Below are 15,863 nucleotides of genomic sequence, written 5' to 3'. Positions count from 1 at the left end.
GCTCCATTTCACGGGCGGACGCCGCGAGGCGTCCGCCCTTTCGTTTGCCCGCCCGGGGCGTGGCGGACGCGCCGCCTACAATTCCACGATGCCGATTTCCCCCGTCCCCGAGCTGGTTGCCGAACTGGCAGCCGGCCGCATGGTCATCCTCGTCGACGAGGAAGACCGCGAGAACGAGGGTGACCTCGTGCTCGCCGCCGAGCACGTCACCCCCGAGGCGATCAACTTCATGGCCCGCTACGGCCGTGGCCTGATCTGCCTGACGCTGACGCGCGAGCGCTGCGAACGCCTGCAGCTGCAGCCGATGGCCGCACGCAACGGCACCCGCATGGGCACTGCCTTCACGGTGTCGATCGAGGCCGCCACCGGCGTCACGACCGGCATCTCGGCGGCCGACCGCGCGCGCACCGTGCAGGCCGCCGTCGCCCGCGACGCCAAGGCCAGCGACCTCGTGCAGCCCGGCCACATCTTCCCGCTGATGGCGCAGGACGGCGGCGTGCTGATGCGCGCCGGCCATACCGAAGCCGGCTGCGACCTCGCCGGCATGGCCGGGCTGACGCCGGCCGCGGTGATCTGCGAGATCATGAAGGACGACGGCACGATGGCGCGCCTGCCGGACCTGGAGGTCTTCGCGCGCGAGCACGGCCTGAAGATCGGCACCATCGCCGACCTGATCCACTACCGCAGCCGCAACGAGACGCTGATCCAGCGTGTCGGCCAGCGCCGCGTGACGACGCCGCACGGCGAGTTCGACTGCATCGCCTACCGCGACAAGGGCGGCGGCCTGCATCTGGCGCTGACCCACGGCCAGTGGACACCGGCCGACGAGGTCACGGTGCGCGTGCACGAGCCCTTCACCGTCTTCGACGTGCTCGATGCCTGCGGCGGCGGCCACTCCTGGCCGCTGCCGGCGGCGCTGGCCGCGCTGCAGGCCGCCGAACGCGGCTGCGCCGTGCTGCTGAACTGCACCCACGACGTCGAGACGCTGCTGCCGCAGCTGCTGCCGCCCGAGCAGCGCGAGGCCGCGCCGCGCACCCCGGCCGACCTGCGCACCTACGGCGTCGGCGCGCAGATCCTGCGCGAGCTGGGCGTGCGCCGCATGCGCCTGCTCGGCAACCCGCGCCGCATGCCGAGCATGCCGGGCTACGGCCTGGAGATCACCGGCTTCGTCGCCGCGCACGCCTGAGGACCGCCATGCAGAACGCCGAACAGGGCCAGGCCGCCGATCTCGACGGCCGCGGCCTGCGCATCGCCATCGTGCGGGCACGTTTCAACGACTCGATCACCGCCGCGCTGGCCGACGCCTGCCGCGCCGAGCTGGCGCGCCTGGACGTCGACGCGGCCGACGTGCGCGAGGTCACCGTGCCCGGCGCGCTCGAGGTGCCGGTGGCGCTGGCGGCGCTGGCCGCCTCGGGCGGCTACGACGCGCTGGTCGCGCTGGGCTGCATCATCCGCGGCGAGACCTACCACTTCGAACTGGTGGCCAACGAAAGCGGCGCCGGCGTCACCCGCGTCGCGCTGGACCACCGCCTCCCCATTGCCAACGCCATCCTGACCGTCGAGAACGAAGCCCAGGCCTGGGCCCGTGCCGAGGACAAGGGCCGCGACGCCGCGCGCGTCGCCGTCGAGATGGCGAACCTGCTGGAAGACCTGTCGTGAGCACCGAACCCACTGCCGCGCGCAAACGCGCCGCGCCCAAGTCCGCCCGTCGCCGTTCGCGCGAGATCGCGCTGCAAGGCCTGTACGAGTGGCTGATCAGCGGCGCCGACGCCGGCACCATCGACGCCCACATGCGCGAGCAGGACGGCTTCGACAAGTGCGACCGCGCCCACTTCGACGCCCTGCTGCACGGCTGCATCGCCGAAGCCTCGGCGCTCGACGCGGTGCTCGCGCGCCACGTCGACCGCCGCACCAACCAGCTGTCGCCGGTCGAGCACGCGGTGCTGATGATCGGCGCCTACGAGCTGACGCACTGCCTGGAAGTGCCGTACCGCGTGGCGATCAACGAGGCCGTCGAGCTCGCCAAGAGCTTCGGCGGCACCGACGGCCACAAGTACGTCAACGGCGTGCTCGACAAGGCCGCCGGCGACCTGCGCCCGGCCGAGGTCGCGCAGCGCCGCGCCCAGGGGGCCTGATGCGCGTCGCCAGCCGGGTCGGGCGCATCGACCCGTTCTACGTCATGGAATGCGCCAAGGCGGCCGACCGCATCGCCGCCAGCCCCGCCTGCGACCCCGCGCGCGGCGGCGAGCCGATGATCTACCTGAACATCGGCGAACCCGACTTCACCGCGCCGCCGGGCGTGCAGCGCGCCGCCGAGGCCTGCCTGGCCGCCGGCCGCACGCAGTACACGCCGGCGCTGGGCCTGCCGGCGCTGCGCGAGCGCATCGCCGGCTGGTACCGCACGCGCTGGGGCGTCGACGTCGACCCGGCGCGCATCGCCGTCACCGCCGGCGCGTCGGCAGCATTGCAGCTCGTCTGCCTGGCCCTCTTCGAGGCCGGTGACGAGGTGCTGATGCCGGACCCGAGCTACCCCTGCAACCGCCACTTCGTCGCCGCCGCCGGCGGCACGGCGCGGCTGCTGCCGGCGGCGCCCGAAGCGCGTTTCCAGCTCGACGCCGCCTCGGTGGCCGCGAACTGGACGCCGGCCACGCGCGGCGTGCTGCTGGCGTCGCCGAGCAACCCGACCGGCACCTCGATCGCGCCGGCCGAGATGGGGGCAATAGCCGAAACCGTGCGCGCGCGCGGCGGCGTGACCATCGTCGACGAGATCTACCTCGGGCTGGGCTACGACGAGGCCTTCGGCCACGCGGCGCTGGCGCTGGGCGAGGACGTCGTCTCGATCAACAGCTTCTCCAAGTACTTCAGCATGACCGGCTGGCGCCTGGGCTGGGTGGTGCTGCCGCCGGCGCTGGTCGGCGCGGTCGAGAAGCTGGCGCAGAACCTGTTCATCTGCGCCTCGACGGTCGCCCAGCACGCCGCGCTGGCGTGTTTCGAGCCCGAGGCGATCGACGAGTACGAACGCCGGCGCGAGGAGTTCCGCCGCCGCCGCGACTACATCGTGCCGGCGCTGCAGAGCCTGGGTCTGACGGTGCCGGTCGTGCCCGACGGCGCGTTCTACGCCTGGGCCGACTGCTCGCGCCATTCGCCCAGCAGCTGGGACTTCTGCATGCAGATGATGGAGCGCGCCCACGTCGCGATGACGCCGGGCCGCGACTTCGGCCCCGCCGCTGCCGAGCGCTACCTGCGCCTGTCCTTCGCCAACTCGATGGCCCAGCTCGAAACCGCCATCGCGCGCCTGGCGCGCGAGCTCCGATGAGCCGGCGGCAGCCCCGCCGGCCCGGGGGCCGTTGCTGCGCTGCCGCATAATCTCCCGAGCCGATGTCCGAGCCCGCCGAATTCCGCCACCGCGTCCGCGTCTACTGGGAAGACACCGACGCCGGCGGCGTCGTCTACTACGCGAACTACCTGAAGTTCTTCGAGCGCGCGCGCACCGAATGGCTGCGTTCGCTGGGCATCAGCCAGGAAGCCGGCCGCGTCGCCACCGGCACCGTCTTCGTCGTCGCCGACGCCACCGTCTCGTACCGCCGCCCGGCGCGCCTGGACGACGAGATCGTCGTCACCGCGCGCGTGTCCGACCTGTGCCGCGCCTCGCTCGTCTTCGCCCAGCAGGCCTGGCGCGGCGAGGAACTGCTGGCCGAAGCCGAGGTCCGTGTCGGCTGCGTCGACGCCGCGACCTTCCGCCCCGTGCGCATCCCGCTCCCGATCTTCGACGCCCTCCGATGAACCAGGATCTTTCGATCGTCTCCCTCGTGCTGCAGGCGAGCGCCGTCGTGCAGCTCGTGATGGCCGGCCTGGCGCTGGTCTCGCTGGCCAGCTGGACCGTCATCTTCGGCAAGCTCTTCGGCCTGCGCACCGTGCGCAGCCGCAACGAGGCCTTCGAACGCGAGTTCTGGTCCGGCCGCAGCCTGACCGAGCTGAACCAGGCGGCGTCGAACAAGGCCGACGCGGCGCCGATCGAACGCATCTTCGCCAGCGGCATGCGCGAGTTCCTGAAACTGCGCGAACGCCGCCTGGACGCCGGCGCCCAGCTCGACGGCGCGCGCCGCGCGATGCGCGCCAGCTTCCAGCGCGAGCTCGACGCGATCGAGAGCCACCTCAGCTTCCTGGCCTCGGTCGGCTCGGTCTCGCCCTACGTCGGCCTGTTCGGCACCGTCTGGGGGATCATGCACGCCTTCGTCGGCCTGTCCAACCTGCAGCAGGTGACGCTGGCCACCGTCGCGCCGGGCATCGCCGAGGCGCTGGTGGCCACCGCGATCGGCCTGTTCGCGGCGATCCCGGCGGTCATCGCCTACAACCGCTTCGCGCGCGACATCGACCGCATCGCGATCCAGTTCGAGACCTTCATCGAGGAGTTCTCGAACATCCTGCAGCGCAACGCGTCGGGCCCGGCCGGGAGCGTCTGAGATGCCTGCCGTGGCTTCCCGCGGCGGCCGCGGCCGCCGCCGATCGGTCAACGAGATCAACATGGTCCCGTTCATCGACGTCATGCTGGTGCTGCTGATCATCTTCATGGTCACCGCGCCGCTGATCACCACCGGCGTCGTCGACCTGCCTTCGGTCGGCAAGTCGCAGCAGCGGCCCAGCGCGGTGGTCGAGATCGTCGTCGGCAGCGACGAGACGCTGAAGCTGCGCCTGATCGACGGCAGCAAGGCCGGCGAGCCCGACGCGGTCAAGCTGCCGCAGCTCGTCGCCCGGGTGCGCGAGGCGCAGGACGGCAAGGCCGAGGTGCCGGTCGTCATCAGCGCCGACCGCAACGTCAAGTACGAGAGCGTCGTGCGCGTGATGGACACGCTGCAGCGCGCCGGCGTGCAGCGCGTCGGCCTCTCGGTCAAGCAGGGAGCCTGAGCTCGTGGCGCATGACGCGCTGCAGCCCCGCCCGCCCGACAGCCTCGTGCCCGGCGCCGGGCTGGCGCTGCTCGTCCACCTGCTGCTGATCGTCGGCCTGACGGTCGCGGTCGACTGGCACTCTGCCGAGCCCGAGACCGTCAGCGCCGAACTCTGGGCCGCGGTGCCGGAGTTCGCCGCGCCGCCGCCGGCGCCGGAGCCGCCGCCCCCGGAGCCCGAACCCAAGCCCGCTCCCGAGCCCAAGCCGACGCCGCCGCAGGCCGCGCCCGACCGCGACGCCGAGATCGCGACCGAACGCGCCGAACGCCGCAAGAAGGAAGAGGAACGCGAGAAGCGCGAGTTCGCCGAGAAGCAGGCGGCGGAGAAGAAGGCCGCCGAGAAGAAGGCGCGCGAGAAGGAAGAGGCCGACAGGAAGGCCAAGGCCGAAGCCGACGAGAAGAAGAAGGCCGAGCAGCAGAAGCTCGCCGCCCAGAAGGCCGAGGCCCAGCGCCTGGCCAAGCTGCGCGAGGACCAGCTGAAGCGCATGCAGAACTCGCTCGGCGGCACCGGCAGCGGCTCGCCGACGTCCACCGGCACCGCCGCGCGCGACGCCGGCCCGTCGGCGTCCTACGGCGGCAAGCTGCGCCGGCTGATCAAGGACGCGACCGTGTTCACCGAGTCGGTCAGCGGCAACCCGCAGGTCGAGATCGAGGTCCGCGCCGGCCCGACCGGCACGATCATCGCCCGACGCATCCTCAAGACCAGCGGCGTGCCGTCCTGGGACGAGGCGGTGATCCGCGCCATCGACCGCATCGGCACGCTGCCGCGCGACGTCGACGGCCGCGTGCCGCCCGTGATCGTCGTCACCGCCCGGCCCAACGACTGATCAGCACTCGGCGCCGCCGGCCGCGCGCAGATCCTGCGCCGTGGCCCAGGCGGCGGCCAGCGCCACACGAACGCCTTCGACCTGGGTCGTCAGCGGCAGGCTGGGCCCGGGCCGGCGCGCCGCCTGCACCGGCAGCAGCGGCAGGTGCATGAAGCCGCCATGCACGCCCGGCCGCACCGTCAGCCGGTGCATCAGGCCGTAGAAGACGTGGTTGCAGACGTAGGTGCCGGCGGTCTGCGACACCGAGGCCGGCAGCCCGGCGCCGTGCAGCGCCGCGACCATCGCCTTGATCGGCAGCGTCGCGAAATACGCCGCCGGGCCGCCCGGCAGCACCGGCACATCGACCGGGCAGGCGCCGAGGTTGTCGGGAATGCGCGCGTCGTCGACGTTGATCGCCACGCGCTCGACGCTGAAGTCCGCACGCCCGGCGGCCTGGCCCAGGCACAGCACCAGCGCCGGAGCATGCAGCGCCAGCGCCTCGTCCAGCGCCTGCAGCGCCGCGCCGAAGGCGCAGGGCAGGCGCCGCGCGACGACGCGGGCGCCGCCGATCTGCAGGCCGTCCAGCGCCGCGCAGACCTCCCACGAAGGGTTGAGATCCTCGCCCCCGAAGGGCTCGAAGCCCGTCACCATCAGCACCGGAAGGGTTGCAGTCATCGGATTAATGTCACTTTAAGTTGTGACGAGGACAGTGCCGCGCGTGAACACCGCCGCCGACACCGACCCGCCGCGCTGGACGATAAACGCCAGCGTCGAAACCCTGCTGCTGGGCGCCAGCGTCTTCTGGGCCGTGGCCGTCAACCAGCGCTTCTTCGCCAGCGCGCTGGCCGGCCACCCCGGCAGCAGCCTGGCCTTCACGCTCGCGCTCGGGCTGGCGCTGGTCGCGCTGCACTTCCTGCTGCTGGCGCCGTTCGCCACCCGCGCCACCGTCAAGCCGCTGCTGGCGCTGATGTTCGTCGCCACCGCCTTCGCCGCGCACTACATGCAGCGCCTGGGCATCTATCTCGATCCGTCGATGCTGCGCAACGTGCTGCGCACCGACGTGCGCGAGGCCAGCGAGCTGTTCACGCCCTCGCTGCTGCCCGACCTGCTGCTGCTGGCCGGGCTGCCGATGCTCGTGCTGTGGCGCGTGCGCGTCGTGGGACGCGGCGGCTGGACCTCGACGCTGGGCATTCGTGTCGCCAGCATCGGCATCGCCGCGGCGCTGCTGGTCGGCACGGTCGTCGCGCAGTACCAGCCGCTGGCCTCGCTGATGCGCAACCAGAAGGAACTGCGCTACCTGGTGACGCCGGCCAACTACCTGTGGTCGATGGCCAGCGTCTTCGGCCGCGAGGCCCGCGCCAGCGGGCCGAAGAAGGTGCTGGGCGCCGACGCCCGGCTCGGCGAGAGCTGGCGCGCCGATGCCCGGCCGCGGGTCGTCGTCTTCGTCGTCGGCGAGACCGCACGCGCGGCGAACTGGGGGCTGGACGGCTACGCCCGCCAGACGACGCCGGAACTCGCCACGCTGCCGGTCGTCGCCTTCCGCGACGTGACCAGCTGCGGCACCAACACCGAGGTCTCGGTGCCCTGCATGTTCTCGGCGCTGGGCCGGCGGCACTACGACGAGAGCGCGATCCGCGGCAGCGAGTCGCTGCTGAACCTGATGGCGCGCGCCGGTGTCGGCGTGCGCTGGCGCGACAACCAGGCCGGCTGCAAGGGTGTCTGCGACGGCGTGCCCTCGGAGACCGCGGCCGCGGTGGCGCCGGCCGCGCTGTGCCCCGACGGCCACTGCCTGGACGAGGCGCTGCTCGCCGGCCTGGACGACTGGCTGGCCGGCGTGAAGGGCCGGCAGATGCTGGTGCTGCACCAGTTGGGCAACCACGGGCCGGCCTACTTCCGCCGCTACCCGCCGGAGTTCGAACGTTTCAAGCCCGCCTGCCGCGACGAAGACCTGCGCAACTGCACGCGCGAGGAGATCGTCAACGCCTACGACAACGCCCTGCTCTACACCGACCACCTGCTGGCGCAGCTGGTGCGCACGCTGCAGGCGCACGCCGACCGCGTCGACGCGACCATGGTCTACGTCTCCGATCACGGCGAGTCGCTGGGCGAGAACAACTTCTACCTGCACGGCCTGCCGTGGCCGATCGCGCCGCAGGAGCAGAAGAAGGTGCCGATGGTCGTCTGGTCGAGCGCCGGCGGCTCGCTGGACACCGCCTGCCTGGGCCGCCGTGCCGCGCAGCCGGCCAGCCACGACAACCTGTTTCACCTGATGCTCGGCCTGCTGGACGTGCAGACCTCGCTGTACGAGCCGGCGATGGATCCCAGCCACGGCTGCCGGCGCGACACCACACCCTGATGGCGCCGACGATGCTCCGACGCGACCTCGGCGTCGTGCTGGCCGCGCTGCTGCCCGTTCTCGCCTGGGACGCCGGTGGACTGGACCTGCCGCTCGAGCGCCTGCTCGGCGGGCCCGAGGGATTCGCCTGGCGCTCGCACTGGCTGACCAGCACCGTGCTGCACCAGGGCGGGCGGGCGCTGGCCTGGGTGGCCGTCGCGCTGCTGGCGCTCAACGTGCTGCGCCCGCTGCTGGGCTGCCGCCTGACGCGGGGCGAGCGGCTGCGCTGGCTGCTGGTGACGCTGGCGGTGTTCGCCGTCGTGCCGCTGGTCAAGGACGGCAGCGCGACCAGCTGCCCGTGGTCGCTGGCCGAGTTCGGCGGCAGCGCGTCCTACGTGTCGCACTGGCGCTGGGGCGTCGGCGACGGCGGCCCGGGCCGCTGCTTCCCCTCGGGCCACGCCACCGCGGCGGCGGCCTTCTTCACCGGCTGGTTCGCGCTGCGCCGACGCCACCCGCGCGGCGCACGCCGCTGGCTGGCGGCGACGCTGGCGCTGACCGCGCTGCTCGGCGCCGCGCAGATGCTGCGCGGCGCGCACTACCTCAGCCACGTGCTCTGGGCGGCCTGGCTGTGCTGGGCGATGGCCGCGGCGACGGCGCCGCGCCCCGCCCTGCAGCCGGCCTACACCGGCTCGCCGTAGCCGCCGCCGCCGGGCGTCGCGACGACGAAGACGTCGCCCGGCGCCATCGCCACCGAACCGATGTGGCCCAGCGGCTCGACGCCGCCGTCGGCGCGCTCGACGCGGTTGACGCCCAGCGCCCCCGGCCGGCCGCCGGCCAGCCCGAAAGCCGGCACCTCGCGGCCGTTGCTGAGGATGGACGCGGTCATCGCCTCGAGGAAACGCACGCGGCGCACGCCGCCGTCGCCGCCGCGCCAGCGGCCGGTACCGCCCGAACCGGCGCGCAGCGCGTAGCTCTCCAGCAGCACCGGGAAACGGTGCTCCAGCACCTCGGGGTCGGTGAGGCGCGAGTTCGTCATGTGCGTCTGCACGACCGCCGTGCCGTCGAAGCCTGGGCCGGCACCCGAGCCGCCGGAGATCGTCTCGTAGTACTGGTGGCGCTCGTTGCCGAAGGTGAAGTTGCTCATCGTGCACGGCCCCGAGGCCATGACGCCGAGCGCGCCGTAGAGCGCGTTGGTGACGCACATCGAGGTCTCGACGTTGCCCGCCACCACCGCCGCCGGCGGCCGCGGGTTGAGCATCGAGCCCGCCGGCACGATCACCTTCAGCGGCTTCAGGCAGCCGGCGTTGAGCGGGATGTCGGCGTCGACCAGGGTGCGGAAGACGTAGAGCACCGCGGCCATCGTCACCGCCTTCGGGGCGTTGAAGTTGTTCGCCAGCTGCTCGCTGGTGCCGCTGAAGTCGATCGTCGCCTCGCGTGACGCGGCGTCGACGCTGACCTTCACGCGGATCACGGCGCCGTTGTCCAGCGGCAGCTCGAACGAGCCGTTCTTCAGCGCCCCGATGACGCGGCGCACCGACTCCTCGGCGTTGTCCTGCACGTGGCCCATGTAGGCGGCGACCGTCTCGCGGCCGTACTGGGCGACCATCGCGCGCAGCTCGTGCACGCCCTTCTCGTTGGCGGCGATCTGCGCGCGCAGGTCGGCGAGGTTCTGCTCGGGGTTGCGCGCCGGGTGCGCGCCGGAGGTCAGCAGCGCCCGCATCTCGGCTTCGCGCAGCCGCCCGCCTTCGACGAGCAGCACGTTGTCCAGCAGCACGCCTTCCTCGGCGATCGAGGTCGAGAACGGCGGCATCGAGCCCGGCGTGATGCCGCCGATGTCGGCATGGTGGCCGCGGCTGGCGACGAAGAACGCCGGCTTCGCATCCGCGTCGGCCAGGTAGACCGGCGTGACGACGGTGACGTCGGGCAGATGCGTGCCGCCGTGGTAGGGGTCGTTGAGCACGTAGACGTCGCCCGGCTTCATCTCGGGGTTGCGCGCGATGACGCTGGCGATGCTCTCGCTCATCGAGCCCAGGTGCACCGGCATGTGCGGCGCGTTGGCGATCAGCCGGCCCTCGGCGTCGAACAGCGCGCAGGAGAAGTCCAGCCGCTCCTTGATGTTCACCGAGTAGGCGGTGTTCTGCAGCCGCGAGCCCATCTGCTCGGCGATGCTCATGAAGAGGTTGTTGAAGACCTCCAGCAGCACCGGGTCGGCGTCGGTGCCGACGGCGTGCGCGGCGGCGCGCGGCGCGACACGTTCCAGCTCCATCGCGCCGTCGAGCCGCACACGCGCGCGCCAGCCGGGTTCGACGACCGTCGTCGCGTTGCGCTCGGCGACGATCGCCGGGCCGTCGACCGTGGCGCCGACGGCGAGCGTCTCGCGCACGTGCAAGGCGGCGTCGTGCCAGCCACCGTGATACAGGCGCACGCGCGCCGCCGGCTCGGGCGTGAACGGTGCCGGCTCGGACACGCTGTCGGCGACGCCGAAGGCTTCGCCGGCGGCGACCGCCTCGACGCCGACCGCCTCGACGACCAGCGCGCGCCCCGGCATCGTGAACGCGAATCGGCGGCGATAGGCGGCTTCGAAAGCCGCGGCCAGCGCCTCGGCGTCGGCGTTCCAGGCCAGCTCCAGCGCGGTGTCGGTGCCGGCGTAGCGCAGGTGCAAGCGCTCGCGGCAGTCGATCGATTCGGGCGCGACGCCTTGCGAAGCCAGCTCGTCGGCGGCGGTGGCGGCCAGCTCGTCCAGCCGGGCGCGCGCGGCGGCCAGGCCGGCGGCGTCCAGCGGCGCTTCGAGCGAGGCCTCGCGCATCACGATGCGGTCGGCCAGCCCCATGCCGTAGGCCGACAGCACGCCGGCCAGCGGGTGCACGAAGACGCGGCCCATGCCGAGCGCGTCGGCCACCGCGCAGGCGTGCTGGCCGCCGGCACCGCCGAAACACTGCAGCGTGTAGCCGGTGACGTCGTAACCGCGCGCCACCGAGATGCGCTTGATCGCGTTGGCCATGTTCTGCACCGCGATGGCGAGGAACCCTTCGGCCAGCGCCTCGGGCGTCGTCGGCCGGCCGGTCGCGGCCTGGACCTCGGCGGCCAGCGCGGCGAAGCGTGCGGCGACGCCGTCGGCGTCCAGCGGCTCGTCGGCACCGGGGCCGAAGACCTTCGGGAACCAGGCCGGCTGCACACGCCCGAGCAGCACGTTGGCGTCGGTCGTCGCCAGCGGGCCGCCGCGGCGGTAACAGGCCGGGCCCGGATGGGCACCGGCGCTCTCGGGGCCGACGCGCAGCCGCGCGCCGTCGAAGGCCAGGATCGAGCCGCCGCCGGCGGCCACGGTGTGGATGCTCATCATCGGCGCGCGCATGCGCACGCCGGCGACCTGGGTCTCGAAGGCGCGCTCGAACTCGCCGGCCCAGTGGCTGACGTCGGTGCTGGTGCCGCCCATGTCGAAGCCGATCAGCCGGCGGCGGCCGGCGGCGGCCGCGGTGCGCACCATGCCGACGATGCCGCCGGCCGGGCCGGAGAGGATGGCGTCCTTGCCCTGGAAGCGTGTCGCCTCGGTCAGCCCGCCCGAGCTCTGCATGAACAGCAGCCGCACGCCGGGCATCTGCGCGCCGACACGGTCGACGTAGCGGCGCAGGATCGGCGACAGGTAGGCGTCGACGACCGTCGTGTCGCCGCGCGGCACGAACTTCATCAGCGGGCTGGTCTGGTGCGAGGCGCTGACCTGGCTGAAGCCGGCGGCCTGCGCCAGCCGCGCCGCGGCCGCCTCGTGCGCCGTGTGGCGCCAGCCGTGCAGGAAGACGATGGCGCAGGACTTGAACCCCGCTTCGCGCGCCGCCGCCAGTTCGGCGGCCAGCGCCGCCTCGTCCAGCGGCTGCAGCACCGTGCCGTCGTCCTGCACGCGTTCGTCGGCTTCGACGACGCGCGTGTAGAGCCGCTCGGGCAGCACGATGTGGCGGTCGAAGAGCCGCGGCCGCGCCTGCCAGGCAATGCGCAAGGCGTCGCGGAAACCGCGGGTCGTCACCAGCAGCGTCGGCTCGCCCTGGCGCTCGAGCAGCGCGTTGGTGGCCACCGTCGTGCCCATCTTCACGCAGTCGACGAGCTCCGGCGTGATCGCCTGCCCCGGCGCCAGGCCGAGCAGGCGGCGGATGCCCTCGACGGCGGCGTCCTCGTAGTGCTCCGGGTTCACGGACAGCAGCTTCAGCGTGTGCAGCGCACCCGCCGGGTCGCGGCCGACGACGTCGGTGAAGGTGCCGCCACGGTCGATCCAGAACTGCCAGAGCCTCTTCGTCACGCCTTGCTCCTCGACGCCGCCGATCGCGGCCCGGCCGAGTCTAGAAGCGCCGGCGCCGGCGCGCCTCGGGGGCCGACCCTGCGGCCGGTGCGGCACATGCCGCATCTGGGCCGCTTTCCCTGACCAGTTCGAGGTTTCGGCGCCGGCCCGCGCGCCTAGCATCGACGCACGGCGCAATGGACCGGGCAGGCGCCCGGCCGCCCGGAGAACCCACCGAGCCTCCGCCATGACCGACCTGTCCCTTCCCCCGCACTCCTATCCCGGCGACTCCATCGGCGGCGAGCCCACGCCCGGCGCGCGCCACGAGGCTTTCGCCTGGCCGACGCCGCCGCTGCCCGGCTACCCGCCGCCGGCGCGCGCGACGCAGCCCGAGGCCTGCGAGGTCGAGGGCCACAACGGCAAGGTGATGGTCGGCCGGCTGATGTACTTCCATCCTGCCGACGGCCTGCTGAAGCTGCGTGTGGCCGCCTCGCGCATGACGGTGACGCTGCGTTTCGACCAGTTCCGCCGGCTGCGCCTGCTGCATCCGCTGGCGCCGGTGCCGGCCGATGCCGACGCCGACACCGTGGCCGACGGCAGCGACGCGCGCCCGGCCGAGCCGTTCGCGCTGCTGTTCAAGGACGGCACGACGGTCGAGGGCCTGACGATGGGCCACGAGGAGACCGAGCACGGCCTGTTCGTCTTCGAGCCGCTGGACCTGGCCGGCTCGGTGCGGCGCAGCTTCTTCCCGAGCGCCAGCTACCGCCGCGCCTCGCTGGGCGGCAGCGCCTGGGCCGAGACCGACGCCGTCGCGCTCGACGAGGCCCCGCCGCCCGCGACGCCGGCCGCGCCCCCAGCGGTCTGCCAGACGCTGGGCGTGCGCCCGGTGGCGACGATCGAGGACCTCACCCAGGCCATCGACGACCAGGCACGCATGCCGATGGTGCGCATCGGCGAGGCGCTGATCGCGCTGGGCTTCATCACCCCGCGCGAGCTCGACGGCGCGCTGGAGCAGCAGAAGAACGAACGCGGCGTCGCGCTGGGCCAGCTGCTGGTGCGCCAGGGCGTCGTCTCGCAGGAGAACCTGCAGACCGCGCTGGCGCGCAAGATGCGCTACCCGGTGGTCGACGCGGGGAGCTTCCCGATCGAGGCCCGCGCGCTGCAGCGCCTGCCCTACGCGATCGCCTCGCGGCTGACGGCGCTGCCGCTGATCCTGCACGGCGGCCGCCTCGTCGTCGCGCTGGAAGATCCGTCGCAACGCCTGACGATCGACGAGATCGAGTTCGCCTCGCAATGCAAGGTGGTGCCGGTGCTGGCCCGCGCCGGCACGCTGGCCGCGGCGCTGCACGCCGCCTACGACAAGATCGGCGCCGTCGACCTGTCGCTGCGCCGCCTGGGCGACGGCGGCGCGGCGACCGAGTTCGAGCCCGAGGACGCCGGCAAGCTGCTGGCGTCGCTGGAGCAGACGCCCGAGGTCAAGGGTGCCGAGGACGACGGCCCGAGCATCGAGCAGAGCGACAACTCGCTGGTGCGGCTGATCAACACGATGATCCTCGAGGCCCAGGCCCAGGGGGTCAGCGACATCCACGTCGAGACCCAGCCCGGGCGCGAGAAGGTGCGCATCCGCTTCCGCAAGGACGGCCAGCTGCGCCCCTACCTGGAGCTGCCGCCCACCTACCGCAACGCGCTGCTGGCGCGGCTGAAGATCATGTGCGACCTCGACATCAGCGAGCGCCGCAAGCCGCAGGACGGCAAGATCAACTTCGGCCGCTTCGTGCCCGGCCAGCGCCTGGAGCTGCGCGTGGCGACGATCCCCACGCACAGCGGCCTCGAGGACGCGGTGCTGCGCCTGCTGGCCAGCGCCAAGCCGCTGCCGCTGGACAAGCTGGGGCTCAGCGCGAACAACTTCGAGCGCTTCAAGGCCGTCGTCGCACGCCCCTACGGCATGGTGCTGTGCGTCGGCCCCACCGGCTCGGGCAAGACGACGACGCTGCACTCGGCGCTGGGCTACATCAACACCCCCGACCGCAAGATCTGGACGGCCGAGGACCCGATCGAGATCACCCAGGCCGGGCTGCGCCAGGTGCAGGTCAACCCGCGCATCGACTGGACCTTCGCCAAGGCGCTGCGCGCCTTCCTGCGTGCCGACCCGGACGTCATCATGGTCGGCGAGATCCGCGACCAGGAGACCTCGCAGGTGGCGATCGAGGCCTCGCTGACCGGCCACCTGGTGCTGTCCACGCTGCACACCAACAGCGCCCCGGAGACCGTGACCCGGCTGCTGGACATGGGCATGGACCCGTTCAACTTCGCCGATGCGCTGCTCGCCGTGCTGGCCCAGCGCCTGGTGCGCCGGCTGTGCCCCGACTGCCGCCAGCCCTACGACGCCGGCGAGGCCGAGCTCGCCGAGCTGCTGGCCGACTACCGCCACGCGATGGGCGACGCCGAGAACGTGCCGGGCGAGGCCGAGGTGCTGGCCGACTGGCGCCGCCGCCTGGCCACGCCCGACGGCCGCTACAAGCTCTACCGCCCGGCCGGCTGCCCCAAGTGCGACGGCAGCGGCTTCCGCGGCCGCGCCGCGATCCACGAGCTGATGACCGTCTCGCGCCGCATGCGCCAGCTGATCCAGACCGGCGCACGCGCCGAGGAGCTGCAGCGCTGCGGCCTGTCCGAGGGCATGCGCACGCTGCGTCAGGACGGCATCGAGAAGGTGCTGGCCGGCGTGACGACGCTCGAGGAAGTGCGCGCGGTCTCCAACTGAGCGCGGCGAGACGGGTTCGCCGCCACGCGGCTTCGCTGCGTTGACCCGGCACCCTCAAGCAAGCTAGGGAGCGCCCATCCCCCGACGGGACGAGGCGCCCGACGCGGGTTAAGGTGGGCTGAACCATGCGAGCCCAGGGCGTCCACCTCCACCACGCGCTGCAGAGTGGCCGCCAGCACGGCGGCGAGCTCGGCCATCCGCTGTTCGAACTGCTGGCGGCGGTGCAGGCCTCGGGTTCGATCCAGCGTGCAGCGGCCGCGCTGGGCGGGTCCTACCGCCAGGTCTGGGCTTCGCTGAAGCGCTGGGAGTCCGGGCTGGGCCGGCCGCTCGTCGTCTGGACCCAGGGCCACCCGGCGCGGCTGACGCCGCACGCGCAGGCGCTGCTGGCCGAGGAGCGCCTGCTGCGCGCCCGCCATGCGCCGCAGATCGCGGCGCTGCGTGCCGAGCTCGAGCGCCTGTTCGAGTTCGCCGCCGGCGACGAGACGCTGCGGCTGGAGCTGCCCGCGGTGCCCGATCCGGCGCTGGCCCTGCTGCGCGAGGTGGCGGCCGAGCGCCACGGCCTGAACCTCGTGCTGCAGCCCTGCGCCGGCGCCGACGCCGTGCACGCGCTCGCCCAGGGCCGCACGGCGCTGGCGGCCTTCGCGCTGCCCGAAGGCCCGGGCGACGAGCCGGTGCCGGCCGCGGCGCAGGCCCTGCTCGCGTCCGGCCGCTTCACGACGCTGCTGGCGCTGCGGCGCACGCTGGGGCTGATGGC

Annotated in this window: 14 protein-coding genes; 12 read left to right on the top strand and 2 right to left on the bottom strand. The window is 73.1% G+C overall.

What is annotated here, in order from left to right; genetic code table 11:
- The first annotated feature begins 88 nt into the window (after positions 1-88).
- The 8 genes from ribBA to tolA all read left to right on the top strand — a co-directional run bounded on the left by ribBA (position 89) and on the right by tolA (position 5,770).
- Positions 89-1,186, top strand: a complete 1,098-nt coding sequence (gene ribBA, locus RBXJA2T_RS06705; RefSeq protein ID WP_009856583.1) for a bifunctional 3,4-dihydroxy-2-butanone-4-phosphate synthase/GTP cyclohydrolase II — start codon at positions 89-91, stop codon at positions 1,184-1,186.
- Between the two features lie 8 nt (positions 1,187-1,194).
- Positions 1,195-1,659 carry a 6,7-dimethyl-8-ribityllumazine synthase gene (ribH, locus tag RBXJA2T_RS06700; RefSeq protein ID WP_009856582.1) on the top strand — a complete coding sequence of 155 codons (465 nt, stop codon included), beginning with the start codon at positions 1,195-1,197 and terminating at the stop codon, positions 1,657-1,659.
- On the top strand, positions 1,656-2,135 hold the full coding sequence (gene nusB / locus RBXJA2T_RS06695) for a transcription antitermination factor NusB (protein ID WP_009856581.1): 480 nt from the start codon (positions 1,656-1,658) through the stop codon (positions 2,133-2,135). Before ribH ends, nusB begins: the two co-directional genes overlap by 4 nt.
- Positions 2,135-3,316, top strand: a complete 1,182-nt coding sequence (locus tag RBXJA2T_RS06690) for a pyridoxal phosphate-dependent aminotransferase (RefSeq protein WP_009856580.1) — start codon at positions 2,135-2,137, stop codon at positions 3,314-3,316. Before nusB ends, RBXJA2T_RS06690 begins: the two co-directional genes overlap by 1 nt.
- Positions 3,317-3,378: 62 nt before the next feature.
- Positions 3,379-3,783, top strand: a complete 405-nt coding sequence (gene ybgC / locus RBXJA2T_RS06685) for a tol-pal system-associated acyl-CoA thioesterase (RefSeq protein WP_009856579.1) — start codon at positions 3,379-3,381, stop codon at positions 3,781-3,783.
- Positions 3,780-4,463: a protein TolQ gene (tolQ, locus tag RBXJA2T_RS06680; RefSeq protein WP_009856578.1), complete on the top strand. Its 684-nt coding sequence runs from the start codon at positions 3,780-3,782 to the stop codon at positions 4,461-4,463. Before ybgC ends, tolQ begins: the two co-directional genes overlap by 4 nt.
- Position 4,464: 1 nt before the next feature.
- On the top strand, positions 4,465-4,905 hold the full coding sequence (locus RBXJA2T_RS06675) for an ExbD/TolR family protein (RefSeq protein WP_009856577.1): 441 nt from the start codon (positions 4,465-4,467) through the stop codon (positions 4,903-4,905).
- Positions 4,906-4,909: 4 nt separating this feature from the next.
- Positions 4,910-5,770: a cell envelope integrity protein TolA gene (gene tolA, locus RBXJA2T_RS06670; protein ID WP_009856576.1), complete on the top strand. Its 861-nt coding sequence runs from the start codon at positions 4,910-4,912 to the stop codon at positions 5,768-5,770.
- Here tolA and pcp read toward each other — a convergent pair whose 3' ends face one another.
- Entirely contained in the window at positions 5,771-6,424 is a 654-nt protein-coding gene (gene pcp, locus RBXJA2T_RS06665) for a pyroglutamyl-peptidase I (protein ID WP_029718957.1), read from the bottom strand.
- A 43-nt stretch (positions 6,425-6,467) separates the two neighbouring features.
- Between pcp and RBXJA2T_RS06660 the strand changes: the two genes are divergently transcribed.
- Both RBXJA2T_RS06660 and RBXJA2T_RS06655 read left to right on the top strand, forming a co-directional pair.
- Positions 6,468-8,105: a phosphoethanolamine transferase gene (locus RBXJA2T_RS06660; RefSeq protein WP_009856574.1), complete on the top strand. Its 1,638-nt coding sequence runs from the start codon at positions 6,468-6,470 to the stop codon at positions 8,103-8,105.
- 11 nt (positions 8,106-8,116) lie between these two features.
- Complete coding sequence (locus RBXJA2T_RS06655; RefSeq protein ID WP_237704862.1) at positions 8,117-8,782, top strand: phosphatase PAP2 family protein; 666 nt, start codon at positions 8,117-8,119, stop codon at positions 8,780-8,782.
- On the opposite strand, the gene RBXJA2T_RS06650 is transcribed toward RBXJA2T_RS06655, so the two are convergent.
- The gene (locus RBXJA2T_RS06650) at positions 8,764-12,369 is read right to left on the bottom strand and encodes a hydantoinase B/oxoprolinase family protein (protein ID WP_009856572.1); all 3,606 of its coding nucleotides are present in this window, start codon (positions 12,367-12,369) and stop codon (positions 8,764-8,766) included. The genes RBXJA2T_RS06655 and RBXJA2T_RS06650 overlap by 19 nt on opposite strands.
- A gap of 226 nt (positions 12,370-12,595) precedes the next feature.
- On the opposite strand from RBXJA2T_RS06650, the gene RBXJA2T_RS06645 reads away from it, so the two are divergent.
- Together RBXJA2T_RS06645 and RBXJA2T_RS06640 are read left to right on the top strand one after the other, a co-directional pair.
- Positions 12,596-15,109 (top strand): GspE/PulE family protein, encoded by a 2,514-nt coding sequence (locus RBXJA2T_RS06645; RefSeq protein ID WP_009856571.1) that lies wholly within the window; start codon positions 12,596-12,598, stop codon positions 15,107-15,109.
- A gap of 125 nt (positions 15,110-15,234) precedes the next feature.
- A partial coding sequence (locus tag RBXJA2T_RS06640; RefSeq protein ID WP_009856570.1) for a winged helix-turn-helix domain-containing protein occupies positions 15,235-15,863 on the top strand: 629 nt, incomplete at its 3' end.

The organism is Rubrivivax benzoatilyticus JA2 = ATCC BAA-35 (assembly GCF_000190375.1).
GTDB lineage: Bacteria > Pseudomonadota > Gammaproteobacteria > Burkholderiales > Burkholderiaceae_C > Rubrivivax > Rubrivivax benzoatilyticus.
This window is presented reverse-complemented; position numbering and strand designations above follow the sequence as displayed.

What these genes read in the sequence shown, in the direction of transcription:
- ribBA (WP_009856583.1), top strand. Translation starts at nt 89, where the DNA reads ATGCCGATTTCCCCCGTCCCCGAGCTGGTTGCCGAACTGGCAGCCGGC.
- ribH (WP_009856582.1), top strand. Translation starts at nt 1,195, where the DNA reads ATGCAGAACGCCGAACAGGGCCAGGCCGCCGATCTCGACGGCCGCGGC.
- RBXJA2T_RS06690 (WP_009856580.1), top strand. Translation starts at nt 2,135, where the DNA reads ATGCGCGTCGCCAGCCGGGTCGGGCGCATCGACCCGTTCTACGTCATG.
- ybgC (WP_009856579.1), top strand. Translation starts at nt 3,379, where the DNA reads ATGTCCGAGCCCGCCGAATTCCGCCACCGCGTCCGCGTCTACTGGGAA.
- tolQ (WP_009856578.1), top strand. Translation starts at nt 3,780, where the DNA reads ATGAACCAGGATCTTTCGATCGTCTCCCTCGTGCTGCAGGCGAGCGCC.
- RBXJA2T_RS06675 (WP_009856577.1), top strand. Translation starts at nt 4,465, where the DNA reads ATGCCTGCCGTGGCTTCCCGCGGCGGCCGCGGCCGCCGCCGATCGGTC.
- pcp (WP_029718957.1), bottom strand. Translation starts at nt 6,424, where the DNA reads ATGACTGCAACCCTTCCGGTGCTGATGGTGACGGGCTTCGAGCCCTTC.
- RBXJA2T_RS06655 (WP_237704862.1), top strand. Translation starts at nt 8,117, where the DNA reads ATGCTCCGACGCGACCTCGGCGTCGTGCTGGCCGCGCTGCTGCCCGTT.
- RBXJA2T_RS06645 (WP_009856571.1), top strand. Translation starts at nt 12,596, where the DNA reads ATGACCGACCTGTCCCTTCCCCCGCACTCCTATCCCGGCGACTCCATC.